Consider the following 26,371-nt stretch of genomic DNA (forward strand, 5'->3'; position numbering starts at 1 on the left):
CTCTTCTCCTACTCACCGAACAACCATACGAGTTTCATATTATACGCGCGGCGATCGTGCTGTGCTGATCGCGGCGACGACGATGGTTGTCGCCGCGATCAGGGCGGTGGCCGACCACCCGAACCACTCGACCGCCGCGGCGCCGAAGGCGGTCCCGAGGCTGCCGCCGATGAAGTAGACCAGCATGTACGCGCTGTTGAAGCGTGCCGGTGCGTCGGGTTCGATTGCCAGGACCGTGCTCTGGTTGGCCACCTGGGCAGCGAAGAGCCCGGCGTCGAAGGCCGCCAGGCAGACCAGCGTCACGAGTGTGTTCGCGAGGCTGAAACCCATGACGACGGTGGCGGTCCCGGCGAGGACGAGGCCGGCGAGGATCACCCGGCGAGCACCGTCGCGGTCGGTCCGTGTGCCGGCGATCCGGGTGGCCAGGACGCCCGAGAGACCCGCCAGCGCGTAGAGGCCGATCCGTTCGGCCGAGTAGGAGTACGGGGGCTCCGAGAGTGCCACGGCGATGCCCGCCCAGACCGCGCAGAAGGCGAAGAACCACAGGAAGCCACGCACAGCGGCGACACGAAGCGTCGCGTGGTGGACGAACAATCCGGGCAGGGACCGCAATGTCGAGAAGTAGCCGCGCTCAGCGGTGCCGGTCACGGCGGGCAGCGCGGCGAGGCAGCAGACGGCGAGCAGGGCGCAGCCGGCCGCGAAGACGAGCAGCATCGCGCGCCAGCCGATCTCGTCCGCGAGCCACCCACCCACGATCCGGCCGGCGAGGATGCCGACGGAGATGCCGGCGGTCACCATCCCAAGGACCGTCGCGCGCCGGTGCGGGTCCGCCAACCGACCGGCGACGGAGCTCAGCCCGGCCCCGACCGCCGAGCAGGCGCCGACCAGACCGATCATCGGAGCCAGCACGGTGGCGCTGCCCGCGGCGGCACTGGCCGCGAGCGCACACGCGAGTACCCCGAACTGAGCGGCGAGGACACGGCCGGGAGCGAAGCGGTCGACCAGCGGCACCAGCAGACCGAGTCCCAGCATGTAGCCGATCGGCCCGCAAGCCAGGGCGAATCCGACAGCGGTGATCTGGGTGCCCAGCGAATCCGCCACGTCCGCGATGGCGGGCTGCATCGGATAGATCGTCGATGTACCGACGGCAGCCGCGAGTGCCATGAACAGGATCAGGGGACGGTGGAGCCGGTCGGCCACAGGGGTCTCTGCCCAGGTATCAGGGTTCACTCGACCGACCGTAGGGAGCCGCGAATCGGGTTACCGGCGGGAAAACGACCTGACCGTTCCCGTCCGGCACCGCCTTGTCGGACCCGAGATCCGCAGTGCGAGGAACGGTTTCGATCGGCCCGAACAGGTGAACCACGAATCTGCTCGAGCACGGCATCAATCTTGTACTGTCGCAACCAGATCAGATGCTGTGCCGCGCCGGCGGTGTGGACCGGCGGGCCGGCCAATTCGCAGTCGATTCGCAGAGGAACGAGACCCATGGCCGACGTAGACACCCCACAGATCAGGACCGACATCCCGCATTCGGCGCGGATCTGGAACTACTGGATGGGGGGCAAAGACCACTATGACATCGACAAGATCGCCGGTGACGCGGGCTTGGCCGTCGACCCGGACATCTCGACCATGGCGGTGCAGTCGCGGCAGTTCCTGATCCGGGCGGTCCGGTTCCTGGCCCGTGAGCGCGGTATCCGGCAGTTCCTCGACATCGGCACGGGCCTGCCGACCATGCAGAACACCCACGAGGTCGCCCAGGGCGTCACCCCCGACGCCCGCGTGGTGTACGTCGACAACGATCCGCTGGTGCTCACCCACGCGCGGGCCCTGCTCACCAGCACCACCCCCGAGGGTGTCACCACCTACATCGACGCCGACTTCCACGAGCCCGAGAAGATCGTCGCCGACGCCCGCAACGTGCTGAACTTCAACGAACCCATCGCGGTGATGTTCATGGGCGTTCTCGGCCACGCCAAGACCTACGAGGACCTGCTCCGCATCGTCGGCACCGTGCTGGCGGCGGTCCCGTCGGGCAGCTACCTCATCATGTGGGACGGCACCGACGACAGCCAGGCCTATGTGACGCTGTGCGAGAACTACACCGGCACCGGCGGCACCCCCTACATTCCGCGCACGCAGGCCCAGATCCAGGCGGTGTTCGACGGCCTGGAGTTCGTGGAGCCCGGCTTCACCTCGATCACCCAGTGGCGTCCCGAGGATGCCCAGGTTGGCGAGGTCCAGCCGATCTCCGCGTACGGCGGGGTCGCCCGCAAACCCTGAACCGACCACGACAGCGGGCCCGCACCGGCACACGGTGCGGGCCCGCTGTCGTGTCAGTAGGCGAACAGCAGGATCTCCTCGCGGGTGTAGTCGTGGTCGGGATGGTTCGCCGCCAGGTGCGCGTTCGCGTGCTCGACCAGGTCGTCCTCGTCGGCGCCGACGATGAGGTCTCCACAGGGGCATCGCAGTCTGGTCTTCATGGCATTTCCTCTCGCGGGCAACGGTTCCGACCGATGCGCCCTTGCTCACCGACGGTACGGTGAAATACAGTCTAGACACCTGTCCAGACAGTGAGGGAGACACGGTGCCGAGCAATCTGCGTCCTGAGGACGGCTGCACGCTGCTGATCGACGGAAAACTGAGCCGGGGATCGGGCGGGGTGTTCGCGACCGGCAACCCCGCCACCGGCGAGCGCCTCGGCTGGGCGGCCGATGCCACGACCGAGGACATGCGCGCGGCCGTCACCGCGGCCCGCACCGCCTTCGACACCACCGGGTGGTCGACCGATCCCGCGTTCCGGGCGCGCTGCCTGCGCCAGTTGCGCGAGGCGATGCGCGAGCACATCGAGGAACTGCGTGAGATCACCATCGAGGAGGCGGGCGCCCCCCGGATGCTCACGGCGGGACCACATCTGGAAGGGCCGGTGAACGATCTCGGCTACTTCGCCGATCTCGCCGAATCCTATTCCTGGCGCACCGAGATGCCGATCGCCGAACCGATGGGGATGCGTACCCGCAGGGAGTTGCGGCGCGAGGCGATGGGCGTCGTCGGGGCGATCACGCCGTGGAACTTCCCGCATCAGATCAACCTCGCCAAGATCGGGCCCGCCTTGGCGGCGGGCAATACCGTGGTGCTCAAACCGGCCCCCGATACCCCGTGGTGCGGTGCGGCGCTGGGGATTCTGGCCGCCGAGCACACCGATATCCCCGCGGGTGTGTTCAATGTGGTGACCGGCTCCGACCACCGGATCGGCGCCCAGCTCGCCGAGGACCCGGACGTGGATCTGGTGTCGTTCACCGGTTCCACCCGCACCGGGAAGTCGGTGATGGCCGCGGCGGCGGCCACGGTGAAGAAGGTGTTCCTCGAGCTCGGCGGCAAGTCCGCGTTCGTCGTCCTCGACGACGCCGATATCGCGGCGGCCTGCGCGATGGCCGCCTTCTCGGTGTGTGTGCACGCCGGTCAGGGCTGTGCGCTGTCCACCCGGTTGCTGGTGCCGCGCAGCGCTTACGAGGCGGCTCTCGAAGCGACAGCCAGGACCATGTCCGGCATCCGCGCAGGTGACCCGGACGATCGACGCACCGTGTGCGGTCCGCTCATCTCCGAGCGACAGCGCGAACGCGTGGAGGGCTACATCTCGCTGGCTCGCAGCGAAGGCGGTGAGGTGGTCGTCGGCGGCGGTCGTCCGACCGGACGCGACGCGGGCTACTTCGTCGAGCCGACCCTGATCGCCGGGCTGACGAACCAGTCCCGGGTGGCCAGGGAGGAGATCTTCGGGCCCGTGCTGGTGATCCTGCCCCACGACGGCGACGACGACGCGATCCGCATCGCCAACGACTCCCCCTACGGCCTCTCTGGCTCGGTGTGGGGCACCGATCCCGCCCGTATCGACAAGGTCGTCTCCGCCGTCCGCACCGGAACGCTCGGCGTGAACGGCGGCACCTGGTACTCGGTCGACGCGCCCTTCGGCGGCTACAAGCAATCCGGCATCGGACGCGAGATGGGCGTCGCCGGTTTCGAGGAATACCTCGAAACCAAACTCGTGGCCTACCCGGCCTGAAGGAGAACAGACATGACACGTTTCACCGACCGGACCGCGATCGTCACCGGCGCGGCACAGGGAATCGGCGCGGCCTACGCCAAGGCGCTCGCCGCCGAGGGCGCCCGCGTGGTGGTGGCCGACATCAATGCCGAGGCGGGTGAATCGGTCACCAAGGAGATCACCGCGGCAGGCGGTGTCGCCGCGTTCCGCGAGGTCGACGTCGCCGACCCGGATTCCGCGGCCGCGCTCGCCGCGTTCACCGTCGAGAAGTTCGGCGGCATCGACCATCTGGTGAACAACGCGGCCATCTACGGGACCATGAAGCTGAACCTGCTGCTCACGGTGCCGTGGGACTACTACAAGCACTTCATGAGCGTGAACTTCGACGGAGCGCTGAACGTGACCCGCGCGGTCTGGCCGACGATGCGCGCCAGTGGTGGGTCCATCGTGAACCAGTCCTCCACCGCCGCATGGACCTATTCGAGCTTCTACGGGCTGGCCAAGGTCGGCGTGAACGGTCTCACCCAGCAGCTGGCCCACGAGCTCGGCAGTTCCGGCATCCGGATCAACGCCATCGCTCCCGGCCCCATCGACACCGAGGCGACCAAGACGATCACGCCGTCGGTCATCGTCGACGACATGGTGAAGCGGTTGCCGCTCAAGCGGATGGGCACACCGCAGGATCTCGTCGGCGCCTGCCTGTATCTGCTCTCCGACGACGCCGCCTGGGTGACCGGGCAGATCTTCAATGTCGACGGCGGTCAGGTGATCCGCTCATGACCACCGAGAACGCGCCACGCCTCGGCTACATCGGGCTGGGCAATATGGGTGCGCCCATGGCGCGCAGGCTCGTCGACTGGCCGGGCGGGCTGGTGGTGTGCGACGCGCGGGCCGATGCCACCGAGAAGTTCGCCGCCGCGGGCGTGGCGGTGGCCGCGACACCGGCCGAGGTCGCGGCCCGCGCGGCGGTGATCTCGGTGACCGTCCTCGACGATGCCCAGGTCCGCGACGTACTGACGGGTCCGCAGGGAATTCTGTCGACTGCCGCCGCGGGCACGGTGGTCGCCGTGCATTCGACCATCGCCGACAGCACGGCAACAGAATTGGCCGAGGAATGCGCGCGCCACGAGGTGGAGCTGGTCGACGCACCCGTCAGCGGCGGTGCGCCCGGCGCGAAACAGGGGCGCCTCGCGGTGATGGTCGGCGGCAGTGAGACCGCGTTCGAGGCGGTGCGAGCCCCGTTCACCCGCTTCGCTGATCTCGTGGTCCACGCGGGCCCGGTGGGTGCGGGTACCCGGATGAAGCTCGCCCGCAATCTGGTGCATTTCGTCGCCTTCGCCGCCGCCGCCGAGGCCTCGCGCCTGGCCGAGTCGGCCGGGCTCGACATCCGCCGCCTCGGTGAGGTGGTGCGCCATTCCGACGCCGTCACCGGCGGACCCGGTGCGATCCTGTGGCGCGAGAGCACCGCTCGCCTCGTCGACGGTGATCCGTGGCTGCCGATCATGTCGCACGTGCGCGACCTCGGCGAGAAGGATCTGGCGCTGGCCCTCGGCCTCGGCGCCCGGCTCGGCGTCGAATTACCGCTCGCCCGAATGGGTTTCGAGCATCTCGCCGAAGGCCTCGGCCTTCGGGTCCCCACATCCGACAGGAGCAGCACATGACCGACGACGCCCGCGCCCGCGGCCTGGCCCGCATGAAAGAGGTCTACGGCTGGCAACCGCCGGAGATCGACGGCGCGTTCTTCGCCACCACCGTCGATCACCTCTTCGCCGAGATCTGGTCGCGCCCCGGCCTCACCGACCGCGACCGCCGCCTGCTGCTGCTCGGCGCGCTCACCGCCCAGGGCCGCATGGAAACCGCCGAAATCCAGATCCACGCCGCCCTGCACAACAAGGAGCTCACCGAGGAACAGCTCCGCGAAATCGCCCTGTTCCTGTGCCACTATGTCGGCTGGCCCAACGGGACCCGGCTCGATACCGCGATCAGCACCGTTTCCGAACGGGCGCGCGGGGGCGGCGAACCGCGCATGCGCAGGCCCAAATAGGTATCCCATGTACCTGCGACTAATATGGAATTGTGTCCGAAAACCATTCTGATCCCGCGATTCTCGAGGCCACGCGCAGGCGCCTGACCGAGAAACAGGCCGATACGGTCGACCGGCTCACCCGCGCCGCCGTCGACGTCATCACCGAGCAGGGTTATTCCGGACTCACCGTGCGCCAGGTGGCCGCCGCCGCGGGTGTCGGAACCGCGACCGCCTACACCTATTTCTCGTCGAAGGAACACCTCGTCGCCGAGGTGTTCTGGCGTCGCCTGCTGCAGACGCCGCAGCTCGACCACGACGACGACAAGTCGGCGGCCGAGCGGGTCGTCGAGACGCTGCGGCAGGTGTCGCTGATGGTCGGCGGGGAGAACGAGCTGGCGGGTGCGGTGACCAGCGCCCTGCTCGGCCAGGATCCCGACGTGTCGCATCTGCGGGTGCGGATCGGCCTGGAGATCCGGCAGCGGATCGCGCGGGCGCTCGGCCCCGACCACGATCCGGATGTGCTCGAGGCGTTCGAATTGCTCTACGCGGGCGCGCTGGTGCGTGCCGGGATGGGATACGGGACCTACGACGAAATGGCGGACCGGATCGAGAAATCGGTCTATCTGATCCTGGAATAGTCTGCGCGACAACAGAAGCCGTCATCCGGATAGCCGGGTGGCGGCTTTTTCGCGCATTGCGCCACGCCCGAGAACTGTAGTACCGTCTGGACACGTGTCTATATGACCCAGAGATTGAGAGGTCTTCGATGACGCTTCTGAAACCGCGACGGGTCTCCGGCGGCGAACACGAGCACGGTCACCTCGAGGAATTGCGTTCCGATCCGATCGCCCTCATGCGGCGGGTGCGCGAGGAATGTGGCGACGTGGGCGTTTTCGAGTTGGCCGGGCGCGACGTGGTGTTGCTCTCGGGCGCCGAGGCCAATGAATTCTTCTTCCGCGCCGGCGACGAGGACCTCGACCAGGAGGCCGCCTACCCCTTCATGAAGCCGATCTTCGGTGAGGGCGTCGTCTTCGACGCCAGCCCGGAGCGGCGCAAAGAGATGCTGCACAATCAGGCGTTGCGCGCCGATTACATGCGCGGCCACGCGGCGACGATTTCGCACGAGGTGGACCGGATGATCGCGGACTGGGGCGAATCCGGCGAAATAGATCTGCTCGACTTCTTCGCCGAGCTCACCATCTACACATCCTCGGCCTGTCTGATCGGCACCAAATTCCGCAACGAACTCGACAGCCGTTTCGCCGAGCTCTATCACGATCTCGAGCGCGGCACCGACGCGCTGGCCTATGTCGACCCGTATATGCCGATCGAGAGTTTCCGTAAACGCGACGAATCGCGGCGCGAACTCGTCGAATTGGTCGGCGAGATCATGGACCGTCGCATCGCCGCACCTCCCCAGGGCAAGGAGGAACGCGATCTGCTCGATGTGCTGGTGTCGGTGCGCGACGAACAGGGCGCCCCGCGGTTTTCGGCGTCGGTGGTCACCGGCATCTTCATCTCGATGATGTTCGCCGGTCACCACACCACCTCGGGGACCTCGGCGTGGACGATGATCGAACTGCTGCGCCACCCCGACACTCTCGCCGACGTGGTCGGCGAACTCGACAGCCTCTTCGCCGGCGACACCGAGGTGAGTTTCCGTGCGCTGCGCCAGATTCCGCGACTGGAGGCGGCGCTGAAGGAGACGCTGCGACTACATCCGCCGCTCATCATCCTGATGCGGGTGGCCAGGGACGAGTTCGAGGTGTGTGGGCACCGCATCGCGCCGGGCGACCTGGTGGCGGCCACCCCGGCGGTGTCCAACCGGCTGCCCGAATGTTTCCCCGACCCCGATACCTTCGATCCCGGCCGCTATATCGACCCCGAACAGGCCGATATCGTCAACCGCTGGACCTGGATCCCGTTCGGCGCGGGCAGGCACCGCTGCGTCGGCGCCGCGTTCGCGCTCATGCAGATGAAGGCGATCTTCTCGATCCTGTTGCGCGACTGGGAGTTCGAGATGGCGCAGCCGTCGGAGAGCTATCGCAACGATCACTCCAAGATGGTGGTGCAGCTGCAGCAGCCGTGCCGGGTGCGTTACCGCAGGCGACGCTGAGAACACACACACACGAACGCCGCCCCGAAGTTCGGGGCGGCGTTCGGCGTCGTGGGTCAGCGCAACGGGGATTCGGGCTGGACCTCGCTGACGATCACGTGGGCACCCCGCGGTGTGCTCACCACGGCGGTGACGGCGTCGGCCAGGTCCGAGGCACGCAGCATGTAGGGGTGGCGCGCGAAACCCCAGCGCGACCAGTCCTTCAGCAGCGGCTCGATGTCCTCGACCGTCGCATCGGTGCCCATCTCGGTGGCGGTGGGACCGGGCCGGACCAGCGACACACGAACCCCGGTGCCCTCGAGCTCCATGCGCATCTGGGTGGCCAGCGTTTCGATGCCCGCTTTGGCGGCGCTGTAGGCACCGGTGCGCGGCCGTGGGGTCACCGAGCAGTCCGAGCCGATGAGCACCACGTCGCCGCGCCGCCGTTCGATCATGCCGGGCACGAGCAGGCGGAGCAGGCGCTGTGGGCCCGCGAGATGCACGTCGAGCTGGCGGACGAAGTCGGCCGAGGACAGTTCGTGCACGCACCCGAATTTCACCACCCCGGCGGCCGAAACCAGGATCTCGATATCGCCGAGTTCGCGCTGCGCGGCGGCCACGAACTCCTCGACCGAGTCGTCGTCGGTGACATCGAGCCGGTGGGCGAACGCGGTGCCGCCCTTCTCCCGGATGGCCGCCGCGACGGCCTCGCACTCGGCCTCGCGCCGTGCGCCGAGCGCGACCGGATGACCCAGTTCGGCAAGGGCTTTCGCGGTGGCGGCGCCGATGCCGGACGAGCCGCCGGTGACCACGGCGGGTCGCACCGGTGGGTGGGGTTCGAATCGTGGCATGGCCACACCTTCCTTCCGTCCAGACGGTACCTGGACACCTGTCTGGACATTACTACGAATCAGTCGTGCCGACCGGCGATCCGCCTCACTCGTAGGCAACCTGCCAGTGCTTGATCCCATTGACGAAGCTCGACCGCAATCTGGTCGGCTCGGCCACCTGCCGCAGCCGGGGCATGGCGTCGGCAATGGCTCCGAAGATCAGCTCCAGTTGCAGCCGTGCCAGATTCGCGCCCACGCAGTAGTGCGGGCCGGTCCCACCGAATCCCAAGTGCGGGTTGGGGTCTCGCAGGATGTCGAAGGTGAACGGGTTGCCGAAGGCCGATTCGTCGAAATTGGCCGAGCTGTAGAACATCGCCACCCGCTGTCCGGCGCCGATCGGCTGACCGCTCAGTTCGGTGTCCTCGGTGGCGGTGCGCTGGAACGCGATCACCGGGGTGGCCCAGCGGACGATCTCGTCGGCGGCGGTGCGTGGGCGCTGTGCGCGGAACAGTTCCCACTGCTCGGGATGGTCCACGAAGGCCTTCATGCCGTGGGTGGTGGCATTGCGGGTGGTCTCGTTACCCGCGACGGTCAGCAGGATCATGAAGAACCCGAATTCGTCGGGTGTCAGTGAGCCGCCGTCGATATCGGCGGTGACCAGTTTCGACACCAGGTCGTCGGCGGGGTCGAGGCGTCGCGATTCGGCCAGCTGCCAGGCGTAGCCGAGCAGATCCGCGGTGGCGCCGATGGGGTCACCGTATTCGGGGTCGTCGAAGTTGAGCATCTGGTTGGACCAGTCGAACAGGCGCAGCCGATCCGGTTGCGGGATGCCGAACAGTTCGGCGATGGCCTGCAGCGGCAGCTCGCGCGCGACCTGGTGGACGAAGTCGCCGCCGCCGGTCGCGCGGGCGGCGTGCACGATGGCCTCGGCGCGCTCGGCCAGCGCGGCGCGCAGCGCCTCGACCGCGCGTGGGGTGAACCCGCGCGAGATGATGCGGCGCACGGCCGAGTGCTTGGGTGGATCCATGTTGAGGAGCATGGATTTCGTCGCCTTGAAGGTATCGGCGGTGACGGTTCCAGGGAAGCGGATCACCGAACCCTTGGTGCTCGCGGAGAACAGGGCGGGGTTGCGGGAGATCGTTCGCACGTCCTCGTGACGGCTCACGACCCAGAATCCGCCGTCGTCGTGGGGCACGCACATGTCGTCGGACTGCGCGTTCCACCACACCGGGGCGGCCTTGCGCAACATCGCGAATTCCTCGACGGGCGTGCGCTGTGCCCAGAGTCCCGGGTCGGAGAAGTCGAGGCCGGCGGGCAGGGTGAGTGGGGGCATCGGGATCTCCTCACATCCGCGTCGCGACGCCGCGCGCCCACCGGTAGTCGGCCTTGCCGGTGGGTGAGCGCAGGATTTCGCGACAGCGCAGGATGGCTTTGGGCAGTTTGTAGCGGGCGATGTGCTTGGCGCATTCGTCGAGCAGTTCGGCATCGGTGACGGTCTCGTCGTCCACCTGGACGAGGGCGACGACCTCGCTACCCCAGCGCTGTGACGGTCTGCCGACCACGACCACGTCGAGCACGCTCGCGTGGGCGGCCACGGCGCGCTCGACCTCTTCGACGAAGATCTTCTCGCCGCCGGAATTGATCGTCAGGTTGTCGCGGCCGAGCAGTTCGATCCGCCCCTCGCCCAGCACCTTCGCGCGATCACCCGCGATCGACCAGCGCACACCGTCGACGACCGGGAAGGTTCGCCGTGTCTTCTCCTCGTCACCCAGATAGCCCAGCGGGATGCGGCCCTTGCGTGCCAGCCAGCCCGAGGCGCCCGGTTCGTCGAGCAGCCGGGTGAGGTCCTCGTCGATCACGGCGGTGTCGGTATCGGCGGGGACGAAGCTGCCCGCTGTGGTTCGGGCGTCGGCGTCGTAGACCTGGGTCATCTGGATGCCGGACTCCGAGGAGCCCACCGAGTCGACGACGAGTACGGGTTTGCCGAAGGCCGCGATCAATCGCTGTCGCACGGCCGGGGTGAGCGGGGCGCCTGCGTTGTGCACGGCCGCCAGCGACGGCAGATCGTAGTGGCGCCGCTCGAGTTCGGCGACGATCGGTCGCGCCATGGCGTCACCGACCAGTGGAAGGGCGATCACGTTCTCCCGGGCCACGGCCTCGAGTACCGAGGTAGCGTCGAAGCGGTCGACCACGGTGGGCAGCACGAGGGTTCCGCCGTTGGTGACGCATTGGAACAGCAACCACTGGGCGGCGCCGTGCATGAACGGCGCGGCGACGACCAAGCGGTAGGCGCCGCCGGTGACCGTGGCCGAATCGGCCAGTTCCGCATAGGAACTCAGTTGCACGCCGGTGCCGAAGCGGGTGCCGCCCATGGCGGCGAGGTAGATGTCGTCCTGACGCCACAGCACACCCTTGGGCATCCCGGTGGTGCCGCCGGTGTAGAGCAGGTACAGATCGTCGCCGTCGGGTTCCGGCAGCTCGCCCTCGGCGGTGGCGACGGCGGTCTCGTAGTCGATCGAGCCCGGCAACAAGTCGTTGCCGCTGCCGTCGGCGACCTGGATCAGGAGTGGCGGGTCGGTCAGCGTGGGCAGTACCGCGGCCACGCGTGGGGCGAATTCGGCGTGGTACACCAGCACCCGCGCCCGGGCGTCGTGGAGCAGGTACAGCAATTCCTCTTCGACGTAGCGGTAGTTGATATTGAACGGCACCGCGCGCGCTCGGTAGGCACCGATCAAGATCTCCGGGTACTCGGTGCCGTTGCGCAAATAGACGCCCAAATGGTCCTGCCCGGACAAATGCCGGGCGGTCCGCTCGACCTCGGCGCCGATCCCCCGCGTGGCCAGGAACCGAGCGAATCCCGTTACCCGGCGGTCGGTTTCGGCATAGGAGATCCGGCGGTCACCGTGCACGAGGAATTCGCGCTCCGGAATGGCCGCGGCCACGGTCGCGAATACGTTCGACAAACTGAAACCAACCATGCAGTGCCTCGCAACTCGATGCCGGTTCGCTATTTCTGAATTTCTGTCCGGACAGGTGTCCATGATACGGAGAATCCCGCTCGTTCGGGGTGATTCGCGATTGCGACCTTCCGCCGAAGGTGTGTGTAGTACCGTCCAGACTGGTGTCCAGGCAATTGAACGGGCATTCGAACACCAAGGGGGTGTGCATTGTTCGGGCGGACCACATCGCGAGCCGGGCACGGCCATTCCACCGACGCCGAGCCACCCGCGCAGCCACGCACAGCGGGCGCGGTGCTGCGCCGCAACTTCGCCGACACGGTGCTGTCGGCGCTGGCCACCTTCGGCCGCGCCCTGCGCATGGGCACCTCGGCCGTTCGGATCGGTGCGAACGATGCCGTGCGCCTGCGGTTTCCGGTGCACGAGGCCTTGGAACAGGCCTGGTTCCTGGTGAAGGTGACCGCGATTCCGGCCGTGCTGATGGCCGTGCCGTTCGGGGTGATCCTGTCCACCCAGGTCGGCAATATCGTCTCCCAACTCGGCGCCGACTCGATGATCGGCGCCGCGGGCGGGTTGGGGGTGATCAAACAGGGCGCGCCGATGGCCGCGGGCATTCTGCTCGGTGGGGCGGGCGCCGCCGCGATCGCCGCCGACCTCGGTGCGCGCACCGTGCGCGAGGAGGTCGACGCCATGCGCGTGATGGGCGTGGATCCGGTACAGCGCCTGGTCGTTCCGCGCATCGCCGCCATGATGCTGATCGCGCCGCTGCTCGACGTGCTCATCATCGTCGTCGGGATCGCCGCCGGATACGGCGTAGCGGTCACGGCCCTCGACGTGACGCCGGGCAGCTATTGGGACTCCTTCGGCGCGTTCACCACCTCGCTCGATGTGTGGGTGTCGCTGGTGAAGTCGCTGATGTTCGGGTTCCTCGTGGTGGTGATCGCCTGTCAGCGCGGGCTGGAGGCACGGGGTGGACCACGCGGGGTGGCCGACGGTGTCAACGCCGCGGTGGTGATGTCGGTCGCGGCGATCACTGTGCTCAATACCGTTGTCACCCAGGTGGTCACGGTCTTCGTTCCACTGCGGGCGGCCTGATGACCGCGAGCCCGTATCTGCCGTTCGGAGTGCGCTGGATCGGCCGGCTGCGCCGCCGCATCGGCCCGGTGCGCCCCGTGGAGTCGCTCGGGTTCGTGATCGGGTTCTGCTGGCAGGTGGTGTCGTCGGTGCCGTACACCCTCGCGCACTACCGGCGCCAGACACTCACCGCGATCACCGATATGACCTGGGGGCGTGGTTCGGTGATCGTCGGCGGCGGGGTGGTGCCGCTGATGTTGCTCATGGGCGCGGCTATGGGTGCCTCCATCGGCATCGAGGCCCATCACGCCCTCGACGCGCTGGCACTCGGTCAGCTCAGCGGGCTCATCTCCGCGTTCGGGGTGACCCGGGAGCTGGCACCGATCGCGGCCGGGGTGGGTTTCGCCGCGCAGGCGGGCTGCCGGATGACGGCGGAGATCGGGTCGATGCGGATCTCGGAGGAGATCGACGCGCTCGAATCGATGGGGATCCGGTCGGTGCCGTTCGTGGTGACCACCCGGGTGGTGGCCGGGATCGTCGCGGTGGCACCGGCTTTCGTGGTGGCCCTGATCCTGAGCTATCTGTCGTGTCAGCTGATCGTGACATCGATCCACGATGTGCCGACCGGCACCTACGACCACTACTTCGACCAGTTCGTCCTCGGCTGGGATGTGTTCGCCGCGACCGTGAAGGTGGTGGTGTTCGCCGTCGCGGTGGTCCTGATCCATTGCTACCAGGGCTATTTCGCGGTCGGCGGGCCCGAAGGTGTCGGTATCGGTTCGGGGCGGGCCATCCGCGCCAGCCTGGTGGCGATCATCGCGCTCGACATGGTGGCCACCGTCGTCCTGTGGGGCTGGCGCTCCCCGATCACGTTCACGGGGTGACGCGGATGCCTCCGTACACACTTCCCGGGACCGAGGTGGGGCCGTTGCGTGCCCGCGTCCTCGGTATCTGCGCGATCCTGGTCGCGCTGGCGAGCACGCTGGCCTGGCAGGTGTGGCCGGAATCTCTTGCCGCCGAGCAGATCCGGGTGACGTTGCGGACCGAGCGGGTCGGTGCGGGCATCGCCCCCGGCACCGATGTCCGTCTCGACGGGGTGCGGATCGGCACGGTCGAGGCCATCACGCCGGCCGGGCGGGGGCGCGAGCACCTCACCCTGGTGCTCGACCGGCCGCAGTTGTTCGGGCTCACCGACACCGTCGATGTCGAGTTCGCGCCCGGCAATCTGTTCGGCATCAGCGCGCTGAATCTCGTCGCGCGGCCCGGTGGCACCGAGCTCGGGAACGGTGCCTCGGTCGACCTCGACGACGGACGCGTCCGCGACGCCACGCTGGCGGCGCTGCTGCGCTCGACCGGCGGACTCGTCGAGCAGGTACTCACCCCGAAACTGGCCGAGCTGCTGCACACCATCGCGGGCGACCTGCGTGCGTTCACCCCGCTGCTGGAGGCGCTCGGTGCCACTCTGCGCGCCTACGCCGACACCCGCGAACTGCCGCCGTCGGAGCTGGCGAGTTCCTTCGGTTCGGTGCTGGCCGGTATGCCGCCGATGCTGACCGGCGCCGTCGACGTGCTCGAAGCCGCCTACACCAACGAGTACCTGCGCTCACCGGCGAACATCGCACGATTCGGGCAGTTCTGGGGCGATATGCAATATCAGCTCCTGCCTGCCGTCACCGCGCTGATGACCACCGCGCGAACACATTTCGGCGACATGATGCCGATGGCCACGCTCCTGCTCGACGAGGTGACCGCGACCATGGGTCCACCGGGACGTTCGGCGGATCAGCTCGCCACGCTGCTCGAACGCCTCGGCGCCGCGTTCCGGGACACCCCCGACGGCCCCGTGCTCCGGGTTTCGGTCGAACTCGACACCGTGCCCGGGCTGGCCGGACCGCTGGCCGCCCTGCTGCCGAACGGAGGCCGCTGATGAGAACTCGCGGACTCGCCGTGCGGGTGGCGATCGCACTGACGCTCACCGCCGTCGCGCTGGCCGGGATCTTCCGGTTGATCGAGCGACCGGTGCGCGGCGACACCGAGTCCTTCACCGCGCTGTTCACCGATGCCAACGGATTGCGCACGGGCGACGATGTGCGGTTGCACGGTGTCACGGTCGGCAAGGTGTCGGGGATCGAGCTCGACGGCGCCCTGGCCCGCGTCCGGTTCACCGTGCTGCGTGCGCACCCGGTCGACACCGCCGCCACGATCGCCGTCCGGTACCAGAACCTCACCGGCTTCCGCTATCTCGAGCTCGTCGCGCCGCAGCGGCCGAGCACACCGCGCGCGCCCGAGCAGGTGTTCGGGACCGCCGAAACCGTTTCCTCGTTCGACATCACCACGCTGTTCAAGGGTTTGCAGCCGGTGCTCGCGCAGCTGTCCACCGAGGAGATCAACCGGTTCACCACCAGTCTGCTCGCTGTGATCCAGGGTGACGGCGCCGGTCTGGGTCCCGCGCTCGATGCGGTCGACACCCTCAGCCGCTACGCCTCCGACCGGCAGGTCGTGCTGTCGACGCTGGTGCGCAATCTGGCCGTGATCGCGGAGCGCCTGGGCGGTAAGTCGGCGCAGGCGGTGCGGATGCTGACCAACCTCACGGGCTTGTTCACGGCCATCGCCGAGAAGCTGCCGGGTCTGGTCGATTTCTCCGTCGCCATTCCCCCGGTGCTGCAACCGATCCGGTCGATGCTGACCGCGGCGGGCATCACCGGTGACGAGGGCAGCGATCTGGACCTGGTGTTGCGCAATGCTTTTCCCGACCCACAGGTGGCGGCCGAGGTCTTCGCCGGGCTGCCGGGGCTGCTCCGGACCATGGCGGCCACCGTGCCCGCGAACGGGCGGGTAGGCACGTGCACCCATGGGGTCGCGGAGGCGCCGGAGCCGTTGCGTGTGCTGTTCGACGGGCAGGGGGTGACGCTGTGCCGCACCCGATGACACGACTGCGGGCCTTGTTCGGTCGGCCCACCGACGGGAGGGCCGGTGACCTGCGCTGGGGGCTGGCCGGGGTGTGCGGTGCCGTGCTGCTCATGATCGCGCTGGGTGTGGTCGCGGTAGTCGGGACGGAGGCTGAACGGGTGTACCACGCCGAACTGGCCGACGCGGGGGCCCTGCGTGCGGGCGACGATGTGCGGATCGCGGGGATCGGTGTCGGCCGGGTACGGACCCTGGACCTGCTGGCGGATCGGGTGCGGATGACGTTCACCGTGCGCGAGGACGTCGCCGTCGGCGATCAGACGATCCTGGAGATCCGCATGCTGACGGTGGTCGGCGGCTACTACGTCGCCCTGCGACCGGCGGGCACCACTGCGCTCGGTTCGGCCGTGATCCCCCGGGAGCGAGTGATCCTGCCCTACAACCTCACCGAGGTCTTCCAGGACGCGGTGCGACCCGTGCGCGAGATCGACGGCGCGGTGCTGCGACAGAACCTGGCCGCCCTGTCCACCTCGTTCGACGACAGTCCCGACGCTTTCCGCGCGGCGCTGCGGGCAGCCGGTGACCTCGTGGCAGTGCTGAACACCCAGAACGCCGACATCTCCCGCGCGCTCGCCTTCGCCGACGAGTACCTCACCGCGCTGAACGGGAGTTCACAGGTGCTCGCCCAATTGGTGCGCAACCTGCACACCCTGGAAACGCTGGTGCAGACCAACAAGGCCATCGTGAGCCAGGCTCTGGGCGACCTGTCCGATGTGCTGCGCAAGGCGTCCCCGCTCGGCCGGGCCTGGGACCGCGACCTGCGGGCCCGTGCGCAACCGCTCGCCGACGCCGTCGCGGGTCTGGAAAACCTCGGCACGCACCTGGGTTCGCTCTTCGAAGCACTGGTGGCGCTGGAACAGCGATTGACGCCGCTGCTCGCCGGTGGCGACGGGGTGAGCGTCGACCATTCGGCGGTGACGATCGTGCCGGAGCGTATCTGTGTGCCGGTGCCGGGAGGTGGGTGCTGATGGTGACCCGCCTGCTCGGTTCGCGCGGGTTCATGTCCACGGCGGTGGTGCTTGTCGTCGTCCTCGCGGGCGCGGCGGCACTACAGCTGTCACGACCCGCGCCGCCGGTGCACACCTACTGCGCGGACATGCCCGACAGCATCGGGCTCTACCGGGGCAGCTCCGTCACCGTGCTCGGCATCCCGGTCGGTGAGGTCACCGGCATCGAGCCACACGGCGCCTCGGCGCGGGTGCGGTTCACGGTGCGCGCCGATCGCCGGCTGCCCCTGGATGTGGGCGCGGTGACCGTCAGCGACACCCTGGTGGCCGATCGCCATCTCGCTCTCGTCGGCGACGAACCGGCTACCGGCGGCTGGGAGCCGGGCACGTGCATCACCAGAACACTGACACCGCTGAGTCTTTCGGAAACTTTCGACGCGCTCGCCGGGCTGGCCGACGAACTGAACGCCACCGACGATCCCGCGCAGCGCACCGCTCTCGGCTCGGGGTTGTCGGCGCTCGATCGGGCGACCGCGGGCACCGGCGACGACATCAACGCGGTCCTGCACCAGCTCGGCCGGGCACTGGCCGCCCCCGATGCCGCGATCGGGCATCTCGGCAGTCTCATCGATGCCCTCACCGAGCTGGTACGACACGCCCGCAACGGGTGGGACACCGTGCGGGCGATGACGATCGAACTGCCGCGGACGTTCAACGACATCGTCACCATCGCGTTCCCGCCGATCATCGACATCGTCACGTACCTGATCCAGGTGCTGCCCCAGCTCAACGACGTGATGATGATGATCGGCACGCCGGCGGTCCGTGCGCTCGACAAGATCGCCGACCTACCCGCACTGCTGACGGCGGGATTCGGCTCGGTTGCCGAGGTCATCCGGCTCACCCCCGCTCTCACCTCGGGCTTCGCCGCGAGTATCGATCCGGACAGCGGGCGCCCCACCATCGGATACGCGCCCCCGAAACTGGCTGTGCCCCAAGCGGACTCACCACACGTCTGTGCGGCAATCCAGGCGGTCACCGGGCGACCGTGTGCTCTCGCGCCGGACGGCACGGTCGCCCTGCCCGCGCTTCCGGCCCTGCTCGCGGCGGTGAGTGCGCGATGAAGTCGACGACGTGCCGGGTGCGGAACCAGCTTCCACTCAGGAGGCGCGGTCGGCTCCGACACCTGCTCCTGATCGTCGTAACCTGCACCCTGCTCGGATGCGGAACGGCTCTGCCGGGCACCGGCGAACCCACCTATCGGCTGCACATCGAATTCGCCAGTGTCCTCAACCTGCCGCAGGGCGCGAAGGTGATCGCCGACGGTGTCCGCGTGGGCAAGCTCTCTTCGGTCACTCTCAGCGAGAAGGGCTATGCCACAGCGGAAGTCGACATCGACGACGCGGTTCGACTGCCGGTTGGCACCACGGCCGAGCTACGCCAGAACACCCCGCTTGGCGACGTGCACATCGCGCTCACCGAACCGCGCGAACCCACCACCGGCACACTGGGACCGGGCGCGACGATCCCGCTGGCCGACACCGCCCGCGCCCCGGCCATCGAGGACATTCTCGCCACCCTGTCGGTGTTCATCGGCACCGGCGCGGTCACCGATCTGCAGGACATCGTCACCACGATGAACGGGGTGCTGCCCGCCGATCCGCGCGACACCGCCCGCCTCTCCGAAACCCTCGGGACAGACCTGTCGGACCTGGCCGACCACCTCGACTCGGTCGACGCGGTCCTCGACGGTCTCGGTGCCACCCTCGACGACGGCGTCCTCGACAACGCCCCGGTGCTGGCCGAGCTGCTCACGCCCTACGGCGTCACCCAGACCACCGATGCGATCAACGCCCAGATCGGCGTCATCTTCGTCCTCACCGCGCTCGGCCCGGTCGCGCCGAGCGCCGCCTGGCTCGGGCCGCTGCTCGGTTCGCTCGACGCCACGACCGCCGCGGTGGTGCCGATGCTGTTCGGCAGCAGGCCACTCGACACTTCGTCACCGTCGAACCTGAAGACGCTGGTCGACCTGATCCACACCAAGGTGCTGCCCTTCGCCCAACGCGGGCCGAAGGTCGACGTGGTCGACATCGGGGTCACGGGGGCGATGGGTACCGACGAGCAGACCGCGCGGATCGTCGATCTGCTGCGGATGATCGGAGCCGTCCGATGAATACCCGTGCCGCACTGTCGCTGTCGGCCATCGCGGCCGTGCTGGTCCTCGGCGTCGCGTACATGACGTTCGGGGTACTGAACATCGATCCGCGCCGCGACTACCTCGCCGTCGAGCTGGAGCTGAGCACCTCGGGTGGACTCGGTCCCGGCGCGCCGGTGCTGCTGAACGGGATCGCGGTGGGCCGGGCCGAGTCGGTGCGCAAACAGGCGAGCGGGGTGCTCGTCGCCTTGCGGATCGACGAGCGGTACCCGATTCCCGTGTCGAGCCGGATCCGCGTGGAACAGCTCTCGGCACTCGGCGAGCCCTACATCGGTTTCGACCCCATCGACGACGCCGGGCCGTATCTCACCGACGGACAACACATTCCGGCGCACCGGGTGCCCGCGCCGATGACCATCACCACCCTGTCCACCCGGCTGATCGACCTGCTCGATCAGATCCGCCCCGAGGTGATGGCAGGCCTGGTCGACACCTTCGACCGCGCCCTCGCCGACACCGAGGCGACCATGCAGACCCTGCGCCGCTCCACCACGTTGCTGGCGGCGACGCTGCTCAGCCGCACCGATCGGCTGCGTCAGCTGTTCGCCGACCTGCAATTCCTCGGCGCCGATATCGACTGGATGGGGCCGTCACTCGGCACAGCGGGCCCGCTGTTCGGCGAGTTCGGCATCACCCTCAGTGCCATCGTGCAGTCCGGGTCGGCGCTGGTCGACAGCCGCCCGGTCGCCGACTACTTCTCCGGCAGCGGGGTGCTGGTGTTCGTACGCGAACTCGAGGCCCTGCTCGCGAAGATCGGGCCGAGCGCCGCGGCCTTGGGCCCGATGCTGCAACCGGTGGTGCGCGACGCGGTGGCCACCGCACCCGATCTCGACCTCGGCGCCCTGCTCGACCAGGCCCTGCACGGCCTCGGCGACGACACGGTGCATCTGCGCATCGGCATCAAATAGGCACGAAAGGACCGGCACCCCATGACTGTTGACCTCGAGAACCGCCAGAACACCCCGGCCACCGGCGAACCCCGGCCACGTACCGTGTCGATCCGGCTGTCGAGCGTGCTCACCGGGTGCGCCGTCGCAGTGCTCGTGGTCGCGACCGCCACCTTCGGGATGCTGTATCTGTCCGCGCGCACCACCATCGCCGACCACGACCGGCGCACCGCCGAGGATCGCCGGGTCGAACAGGTCGCCCTCGACTACGCACTCGGGGCATCGACCATCGACTACCGCGACGCCAAGGCGTGGCTGGCCCGGCTCAAAACCGGGACCACACCGCAGCTTTCGGGCAAGTTCGACGCGACAGCACCGCAACTCGAGCAGATCCTGCTGCCGCTGCAGTGGACCTCGACGGCGACACCGTTGTCGGCGGGCGTCGTGTCCGAATCCGGCGGGGTATACAAGGTGAACGCCTATCTCACCGTCAACTCCACCAGCGTGCAGAATCCCACCGGCACCCTCACCACCGTGGCCTACTCGCTCACGGTCGACCGCAATGCGGACTGGCAAATCGCCGATGTCGGTGGGCTGCAGAACGCCCTGCCGCTGAAGTGACCTACCTCGCCCGCACCGACATCGGCAGCGTGGCGAAGCCGCGCACACTCACCGAGTGCACCCGTTCGGCGGCGGCGGTGTCGATCTCGTAGCCGCGGATGGAGGCGGCGATCTGCCCGAGGCCGATATTGGCCTCCATCCGCGCCAGGTGCGCGCCGAGGCAGAAGTGCACACCGAGACCGAAACTCAGCAGGGTCTGGGAGCTGTCGCGGCCGATACGGTACTCGGCGGCGTTGTCGAAGACGTCCTCGTCGCGGTTGGCGGAGCCGAGCAGCAACAGCACCCGCTCCCCCGCCGCGATGGTGTGTTCACCGAATTCGACATCCGCGAGGACACGGCGCACCAGGATCTGGGTCGAATTGTCGTAGCGCAGCGTCTCTTCGGTCCAGTCCGGCACGAGCGACGGGTCGGCCAGTGGTTTGGCGATCTCGTCGGGGAAGCGTGAACCCCAGAACATGGCGTTGCCGAGCAGTTTGGTCGTCGTCTCGTTGCCCGCGACGACCATCAGGATCAGGAAGCCGATGATCTCGGCGTCGGACAGGCGGGTGGTGCCCGCGTCGCCGTCGGTGATCTCGGCGTCCATCAGTACCGACACCAGATCTTCACCGGGGTTCTTGCGGCGCCCTTCGAGCAGGTCGCGGTAGTAACCGGTGAGTTCGAGATAGGCCATGATCGCGCCCTGCGGCACGTCGAGCACGCCTTCCTCACGATGCAGCAGCAGATCCGACTGGATGCGCAGATGGGCGCGGTCCGATTCGGGGACGCCGAGCATCTCCGAGACCACGTCCATCGGCAGCAGCCCGGCGAAGTCGCGGATGTAGTCGAACTCGCCCAGTTGCAGGCACCGATCCCAGTGGCTGCGGGTGAGTTCGGCGATCCGTTCGCTCAGGTCGGCGAGCCTGCGCGGGGTGAAACCCTTGGACACCAGTTTGCGGATGCGCGCGTGCTTGGGGTCGTCCATCGCCAGGAACGACATGGACCGGTGCGCTTCGGGACCGTAGGCGGTGGGGTCGAGCGAGACACCCCAGCTGTTGGACAGGCGGGCGCTGTCGCGCAGCGCCGCCCGCACATCGCGGTGCCGCGACAGCGCCCAGAAGTCCATCGACGCGTTGCGGTACACCGGTGCCTCCGCCCGCAGCCGGGCGTAGGTGGGGTACGGGTCCTCGTGGAAGGAGTAGTCGTACGGGTCGAACGGGATCGAGGTCTCCATGTCAACGGTCACTGCGCACTCCAGTTGAATCTACGACGGTCAACGGCAACGGGATTCCACGATCGGCGAAGGTGAAGGCGGCACCGGTGCTGATCCTGGTCAGCGCCACCTCCACCGCCTCGACGGCCGGCTCTTCGGCACGCACGACATCGACGACGAGTTCGGTGTCGGTCATCTTCGAGGTGTGGCAGGTGTAGTGCGGGTCAACCCCGCGCACCAGCGCGTCGAGCGGTGCGAGATGGTCCGGGTCGAGCAGAGCGGGCCACACGCCGTCGGTGATCGCACCGCACCCGCGCTCGAGCACGAGAGTCACTTTCGCGCCGGAGGTTTCGACTCGCGCGCCGACGTACTGCTGCGGATTGAGCGCCGGATGCAGGTCGAGCACGCGCGCGAGCGACTCCGGGTCACCGCCAAGACCCATGGCCGATCTGATCCGTTCCGCGGCCACACCGGCCACGCCGGCGAACTGCTTGCGGCCGATCTCGGCGGCACGCTCGGCGTCGACCCGTTCGCGGATCGCGACGAGGAAACCGGCGACCAGCAGGTGCTGTTGCAGCGCGACCTCCTCGGCGATGCGGATCAGCGCCGAACGCGAGAAGTCGGCGAACCGCAGATCGCTCAGCAACGGGCCACGGTAGTCGGCGGTGCCGTCGTCGGCCGGGTCGATCGGTGACAACGCCACCATCGCCGCGACCGACCCGGCCACCAGCCCCGCATTGCGCGGGATCGGTGGCGGTTCGTTGGCCGGGTCGATACTCACCCGCCAGGCGCACACCGGCTTGCGGTCCGCGGGCGCACGCGGTGGGCGGTGGATCGGGCGGACCTGGGCGTGCGGGTTGGTGGCCAGGGCGGTCGCGTCGAAGGTCGGGTCCTCGATGTCGTGACACATCGCCCGCACGAACTGGTCGCCGAGCGGTTCCACATCGGCCAGCGCGCCACAGTGGTCGAGCCAGAACTCGCCGTGATCGTGATCGTCGACGCGGAAGCGGAAGTCGAGAAACTGTGGCGGCGCACCGATATCGAGCTGCAGGCCTTTGAAGATCGTCTCGACGCTGTCACCGGCGAAGCCGAGCGCGGCCTGCATTCGCCGGGTGTACACGGGACTGGCGACCTGCCACTCGTCGATGGCGACCTCGGTCATGCCCTCGCGACCGAACGCGCCGATCGTGTGCGGCATACCCGACCGGTCGATCAGGTGACCGCACAGCAGCAGTTCCGGGACGAGCGTGGCCAGTTGCGCGCGCGACAGCCCGGCGTAGGACCGTCGCGAATCCGGTGTCACCACAGCGGAACCGGCGCTTTCCCGATCGGGTACCACCCCGGCAGCGGCTGCTCGGTCGTCGCCTTCTTGATGCGGGTGAGCATGCCGGGGGTCATCGCCTTGTTCGTCATCATCTCCATGAACAGGGCGCCGACGTTGCCGTAGTCGAAGAAGTCGCGCTGCCAGGACCATTGGAAGTCCCCGCCGTAACGGAACCAGCTGCCACCGATGCCCTGCACCTGATAGTTGCTGCCGTCCGGGCGGGTCGCGCTGGAGGTCTGCTTCCAGAAGCCGACCACGTCACCGGTCTTCTCGTCGATCACCACGTGCTGGTAGGGATAGGTCCAGCCGTCCAGGCCGTCCATCTCCTGGCCGACCGCGATCTCGCGGATCTCCTCGCGACCCACCGCCATGAACTCGTGGTTCGGTCCGTAGTTCCAGCCGTAGGTGGCGTCCTCGGTGTACATGTCGGCCAGCGGCCGCCAGTCGCCTTCGGCCTCACAGCGCTTGTTCGCGTCCAGCCAGCGCTGGACCATCTCTTCCAGTTCGCCGCGCGAAAAACCGGTCATGTCATTCTCCTTCGTCGTCGGCCGTGCTGTCGTCCACGATCGACAGCGCCCGCGTGGGGCAGTAGGTCACCGCGTCGGCGACGGCCGCGTGCTGCGCGCTCGACGGCCGTTCGACGAGGATTTCGACCTTCCCGCGTTTGGGCACCGTGAACACCTCCGGCGCTTCCTCCTGGCACGCGGCGTGCCCCTGACACAGATCCAGATCAACGACGATGCGTCTGCTCATCTCGTCGCCCGCCTTCCCCTGTCGCCCAGGTGTTCTCAGCTTCGAGACACCGAGCTGGACACCTGTCTGGACAGTATCATCGACGCGCGCGGACAGCAATGGTCCATCGGTGTGCGTGAAGGGGTGCGGAAGGTGGAGTTACGACTCGTCGGCCGCGGTGCCGGGCGAGTAGGGCGAACCGAAACCGGAGTTCCAGGCGAAATCACCGCTGTCGGCGGTGGTCACCCGGAGCGCGGCGGCGGCCAGCGGCGTGTTGTCTCCGGTGAGCCGGGTGATGGCGCGCTCGAGGGCGGGCACGATGTCGGTGATGTCGAGATCGCCGTGCGCGAAGCGGGCGAGCAAGGCGAAGACCATGTTCGACAGGACGAGCGCGAGATCGGCGGCGTAGTCCTTGTCGAGGGTGGCGAACATCGGGGCGACCACGGGCAGGATGGCGGCGAAGCCCTGGTTGTCGAGGCGCTGGCCGCCGGGACCCGACCTGGCGTGATGGTAGGCGGCCAGCATCCGTGGATGACGCTCCCACGGTTCGAATACGTACCGGATCACCCGGATGAGCACTTCGGCGAGCGACTCCCCCGGGCGCGGCGGCTCGAGTTCGGTGTAGGTGTTGGTGGCCATCCATTGCGCGACGGCGGCGAGGACGAGCTCGTCGCGAGTGGCGTAGAGCTTGTAGACGGTGCTCAGCGACGCGTGGGCGAGCCGGGCGACGGTGCGCAACTGCACCGCCTCGTACCCTTCGGTCTCGAGCAGCGTGAGGGTCACCTCGGTGATCCTGCGCGCCGGACCGCCTTCGCCCCTTCGTGCCACCCGGACAGGGTAGTGCACGGAGGTCAGATGCGAGTCCCGATGTCTTCGACGACCACGGTGTCCATGGCCCGTTCGGCCACGGCGGCGATGGTCATGGACGGATTACACGCGGCGGCGCTGCCCGGCAGCAATGCGCCGTCGAGTACGTACAGCCCCGGCTGGCCGTGTACGCGGCCGTTCAGGTCGCACACCGCACCCATATTGGCCCCGCCGAGCGGATGCCAGGTGGAGGGGAACAGGGTGTTGGTGTCGAGCAGTGTGGCGCCCGTGCCCGCGATGCGCGCGACCGTCGGTCCGATGTGGTTGTCCTGAATGGTCCGGTCGCCGTCGGCGGGCCAGCGCAGTACGGCCTCGTCGCGTGCGGCATCGTAGGTGAAGGCGCCACGGCTGTCGCTCACGCCGTAGCCGACGAGCATCGTGCTGCCCGCGTCGAAGGACACGGGCGGGATGGACGCCTGGATCACCGTGTGCGCGGTGTGCGGGTCGTCCCAGTTCTTGCTGCCGTAGACCACCGGACCACCCTGTGCCGCACCGAAATTCGCGGCCGGATCGCGCCAGACGTAGATGCGGTCGGCGTTGGTTCCCCAGCCTCGGCCGAGGTCGTCGGGCAGGTCCGGGATCAGTCCCTTGGCGCCGGCACGGACCAGCAGACGGGTGGTGTTGAGGCTGCCCGCGGCCATGATGAGCGCGCCGGTGGAAAGGATCTTGTGCTCGACGACGGCGCCCGTGGTGTCGAGCCGTTGCACGTGCACGATCCAGCGGCCGTCGGCCGCGCGCTCGACGTCGGTGACCTCGTGCAGCGTTTCCACCCGGCAGTTGCCGGTGGCCTCGGCGGCGGCGATATAGGTGACGTCGACGGAATGCTTGCCGCCGTTGTTGACTCCCATCGCGCCGTCGCCGTTGGTGTAGGAGGCCTTCATCTCCCCGCGCAGTTCGGCGAGGGCGAAGTTCCAGTCGATGGGCATCGGGATCTTCGACAGCGGCAGCCCGGCCTGGCGCACCCGTTCGGCGAAAATCCGCGCGACACGGTAGTTCTCGGTGTTCACCAACTCGTCGGGTGCCTCGGCGAGGCCGAGCATCGCCGCCACCCTCGGGTAGTGGACCCGGTTCATCCGCGCCCAATCCAGCTCCTGCGGGAAGTGCGCCTCGAACACCTCCTGGGCCGGCTGCAGCGACATGCCCTGGTAGACCAGCGAACCGCCACCGACACCGGCGGCACACAGGGCGGTCATGTTCTCACCGGGCACCGCCTCGACCAACCCGGCATAGGGCTCGACGAGCAGGGGGCGCCCGAACAGGTTCGGGCTCGATCGGCACCACAGCATCCGCTTGTCCGGCGCGGACGCGCGCGGGAAGGTTTCGGCGTTCGGGCCGGTCGGCCAGCGCAGCCCGCGTTCGAGCACGGTGACCGGCACGCCCGCCTGCGCCAGCCGCAGAGCGCTGACACCGCCACCGAATCCGGAGCCGACGACGACGACCCGATGGTCCTCACGGGTCAGGGGGATGGTGCCGGTGCGCACCGGGATCGGCGCGGCGAGGCCCGGGCGGGCGCCGAGCAGCATGCCGCCAAGCGCCGCCCCGGCCGCGAGCATGCTGCGGCGAGAGAACGTATTCACGGGGATTTCCTCGCAAGA

At 68.3% G+C, this 26,371-nt stretch carries 27 protein-coding genes; 16 read left to right on the top strand and 11 right to left on the bottom strand.

The window, feature by feature from the left end; genetic code table 11:
- Positions 1-39: 39 nt before the first annotated feature.
- Entirely contained in the window at positions 40-1,230 is a 1,191-nt protein-coding gene (locus tag LDL21_RS12980; protein ID WP_225280235.1) for an MFS transporter, read from the bottom strand.
- 258 nt (positions 1,231-1,488) lie between these two features.
- On the opposite strand from LDL21_RS12980, the gene LDL21_RS12985 reads away from it, so the two are divergent.
- On the top strand, positions 1,489-2,286 hold the full coding sequence (locus tag LDL21_RS12985) for an SAM-dependent methyltransferase (RefSeq protein ID WP_067635394.1): 798 nt from the start codon (positions 1,489-1,491) through the stop codon (positions 2,284-2,286).
- A gap of 53 nt (positions 2,287-2,339) precedes the next feature.
- Here LDL21_RS12985 and LDL21_RS12990 read toward each other — a convergent pair whose 3' ends face one another.
- On the bottom strand, positions 2,340-2,486 hold the full coding sequence (locus LDL21_RS12990; protein ID WP_181696274.1) for a DUF1059 domain-containing protein: 147 nt from the start codon (positions 2,484-2,486) through the stop codon (positions 2,340-2,342).
- Between the two features lie 104 nt (positions 2,487-2,590).
- Between LDL21_RS12990 and LDL21_RS12995 the strand changes: the two genes are divergently transcribed.
- From LDL21_RS12995 to cyp51, 6 genes are all read left to right on the top strand, one after another.
- Positions 2,591-4,063 (top strand): aldehyde dehydrogenase, encoded by a 1,473-nt coding sequence (locus tag LDL21_RS12995; RefSeq protein ID WP_225280236.1) that lies wholly within the window; start codon positions 2,591-2,593, stop codon positions 4,061-4,063.
- Positions 4,064-4,075: 12 nt separating this feature from the next.
- The gene (locus LDL21_RS13000) at positions 4,076-4,825 is read left to right on the top strand and encodes an SDR family oxidoreductase (RefSeq protein WP_181696275.1); all 750 of its coding nucleotides are present in this window, start codon (positions 4,076-4,078) and stop codon (positions 4,823-4,825) included.
- Positions 4,822-5,706 (top strand): NAD(P)-dependent oxidoreductase, encoded by an 885-nt coding sequence (locus LDL21_RS13005; protein ID WP_225280237.1) that lies wholly within the window; start codon positions 4,822-4,824, stop codon positions 5,704-5,706. Before LDL21_RS13000 ends, LDL21_RS13005 begins: the two co-directional genes overlap by 4 nt.
- On the top strand, positions 5,703-6,089 hold the full coding sequence (locus tag LDL21_RS13010; protein ID WP_067635398.1) for a carboxymuconolactone decarboxylase family protein: 387 nt from the start codon (positions 5,703-5,705) through the stop codon (positions 6,087-6,089). Before LDL21_RS13005 ends, LDL21_RS13010 begins: the two co-directional genes overlap by 4 nt.
- Before the next feature lie 32 nt (positions 6,090-6,121).
- Positions 6,122-6,709 (top strand): TetR/AcrR family transcriptional regulator, encoded by a 588-nt coding sequence (locus tag LDL21_RS13015; protein ID WP_225280238.1) that lies wholly within the window; start codon positions 6,122-6,124, stop codon positions 6,707-6,709.
- A 128-nt stretch (positions 6,710-6,837) separates the two neighbouring features.
- Positions 6,838-8,187 carry a lanosterol 14-alpha demethylase gene (gene cyp51, locus LDL21_RS13020; protein ID WP_225280239.1) on the top strand — a complete coding sequence of 450 codons (1,350 nt, stop codon included), beginning with the start codon at positions 6,838-6,840 and terminating at the stop codon, positions 8,185-8,187.
- Positions 8,188-8,243: 56 nt separating this feature from the next.
- Here cyp51 and LDL21_RS13025 read toward each other — a convergent pair whose 3' ends face one another.
- The 3 genes from LDL21_RS13025 to LDL21_RS13035 form a co-directional block, all read right to left on the bottom strand.
- Positions 8,244-9,017 (bottom strand): SDR family oxidoreductase, encoded by a 774-nt coding sequence (locus LDL21_RS13025; protein WP_181696279.1) that lies wholly within the window; start codon positions 9,015-9,017, stop codon positions 8,244-8,246.
- 85 nt (positions 9,018-9,102) lie between these two features.
- Complete coding sequence (locus LDL21_RS13030; RefSeq protein WP_225280240.1) at positions 9,103-10,329, bottom strand: cytochrome P450; 1,227 nt, start codon at positions 10,327-10,329, stop codon at positions 9,103-9,105.
- Positions 10,330-10,339: 10 nt separating this feature from the next.
- Positions 10,340-11,974 (bottom strand): acyl-CoA synthetase, encoded by a 1,635-nt coding sequence (locus LDL21_RS13035; RefSeq protein WP_225280241.1) that lies wholly within the window; start codon positions 11,972-11,974, stop codon positions 10,340-10,342.
- Between the two features lie 339 nt (positions 11,975-12,313).
- Between LDL21_RS13035 and LDL21_RS13040 the strand changes: the two genes are divergently transcribed.
- The 9 genes from LDL21_RS13040 to LDL21_RS13080 are packed head-to-tail and all read left to right on the top strand — an operon-like array spanning position 12,314 to position 20,664.
- On the top strand, positions 12,314-13,048 hold the full coding sequence (locus LDL21_RS13040; RefSeq protein WP_312032647.1) for an ABC transporter permease: 735 nt from the start codon (positions 12,314-12,316) through the stop codon (positions 13,046-13,048).
- Positions 13,048-13,911, top strand: coding sequence for an ABC transporter permease (locus LDL21_RS13045; protein WP_225280242.1), 864 nt, complete (start codon positions 13,048-13,050; stop codon positions 13,909-13,911). Before LDL21_RS13040 ends, LDL21_RS13045 begins: the two co-directional genes overlap by 1 nt.
- Before the next feature lie 5 nt (positions 13,912-13,916).
- On the top strand, positions 13,917-14,954 hold the full coding sequence (locus tag LDL21_RS13050) for an MlaD family protein (protein ID WP_225280243.1): 1,038 nt from the start codon (positions 13,917-13,919) through the stop codon (positions 14,952-14,954).
- Positions 14,954-15,955, top strand: a complete 1,002-nt coding sequence (locus LDL21_RS13055; RefSeq protein WP_225280244.1) for an MlaD family protein — start codon at positions 14,954-14,956, stop codon at positions 15,953-15,955. The genes LDL21_RS13050 and LDL21_RS13055 overlap by 1 nt, the downstream gene beginning before the upstream one ends.
- Positions 15,952-16,962: an MlaD family protein gene (locus LDL21_RS13060; RefSeq protein ID WP_225280245.1), complete on the top strand. Its 1,011-nt coding sequence runs from the start codon at positions 15,952-15,954 to the stop codon at positions 16,960-16,962. Before LDL21_RS13055 ends, LDL21_RS13060 begins: the two co-directional genes overlap by 4 nt.
- Positions 16,962-18,065 carry an MlaD family protein gene (locus LDL21_RS13065; protein ID WP_225280246.1) on the top strand — a complete coding sequence of 368 codons (1,104 nt, stop codon included), beginning with the start codon at positions 16,962-16,964 and terminating at the stop codon, positions 18,063-18,065. The genes LDL21_RS13060 and LDL21_RS13065 overlap by 1 nt, the downstream gene beginning before the upstream one ends.
- Complete coding sequence (locus tag LDL21_RS13070; RefSeq protein WP_225280247.1) at positions 18,062-19,114, top strand: MlaD family protein; 1,053 nt, start codon at positions 18,062-18,064, stop codon at positions 19,112-19,114. The genes LDL21_RS13065 and LDL21_RS13070 overlap by 4 nt, the downstream gene beginning before the upstream one ends.
- Complete coding sequence (locus LDL21_RS13075; protein WP_225280248.1) at positions 19,111-20,064, top strand: MlaD family protein; 954 nt, start codon at positions 19,111-19,113, stop codon at positions 20,062-20,064. Before LDL21_RS13070 ends, LDL21_RS13075 begins: the two co-directional genes overlap by 4 nt.
- 21 nt (positions 20,065-20,085) lie before the next feature.
- Positions 20,086-20,664, top strand: coding sequence for a hypothetical protein (locus tag LDL21_RS13080; RefSeq protein ID WP_225280249.1), 579 nt, complete (start codon positions 20,086-20,088; stop codon positions 20,662-20,664).
- 1 nt (position 20,665) lies between these two features.
- Here LDL21_RS13080 and LDL21_RS13085 read toward each other — a convergent pair whose 3' ends face one another.
- The 6 genes from LDL21_RS13085 to LDL21_RS13110 all read right to left on the bottom strand — a co-directional run bounded on the left by LDL21_RS13085 (position 20,666) and on the right by LDL21_RS13110 (position 26,353).
- The gene (locus LDL21_RS13085) at positions 20,666-21,874 is read right to left on the bottom strand and encodes a cytochrome P450 (protein WP_225280348.1); all 1,209 of its coding nucleotides are present in this window, start codon (positions 21,872-21,874) and stop codon (positions 20,666-20,668) included.
- Between the two features lies 1 nt (position 21,875).
- A complete protein-coding gene (locus tag LDL21_RS13090) occupies positions 21,876-23,159 on the bottom strand; it encodes a hypothetical protein (protein ID WP_225280250.1) in 1,284 nt (427 codons plus the stop codon).
- Positions 23,153-23,704: a nuclear transport factor 2 family protein gene (locus LDL21_RS13095; protein WP_181696289.1), complete on the bottom strand. Its 552-nt coding sequence runs from the start codon at positions 23,702-23,704 to the stop codon at positions 23,153-23,155. The genes LDL21_RS13090 and LDL21_RS13095 overlap by 7 nt, the downstream gene beginning before the upstream one ends.
- 1 nt (position 23,705) lies before the next feature.
- Positions 23,706-23,930 (bottom strand): ferredoxin, encoded by a 225-nt coding sequence (locus LDL21_RS13100; protein ID WP_181696290.1) that lies wholly within the window; start codon positions 23,928-23,930, stop codon positions 23,706-23,708.
- A gap of 138 nt (positions 23,931-24,068) precedes the next feature.
- On the bottom strand, positions 24,069-24,737 hold the full coding sequence (locus LDL21_RS13105; RefSeq protein WP_225280251.1) for a TetR family transcriptional regulator: 669 nt from the start codon (positions 24,735-24,737) through the stop codon (positions 24,069-24,071).
- Between the two features lie 23 nt (positions 24,738-24,760).
- Positions 24,761-26,353: a GMC oxidoreductase gene (locus LDL21_RS13110; RefSeq protein ID WP_225280252.1), complete on the bottom strand. Its 1,593-nt coding sequence runs from the start codon at positions 26,351-26,353 to the stop codon at positions 24,761-24,763.
- Positions 26,354-26,371 lie beyond the last annotated feature (18 nt).

Origin of the sequence: Nocardia rosealba (assembly GCF_020216065.1) — a bacterium.
Lineage (GTDB): Bacteria > Actinomycetota > Actinomycetes > Mycobacteriales > Mycobacteriaceae > Nocardia > Nocardia rosealba.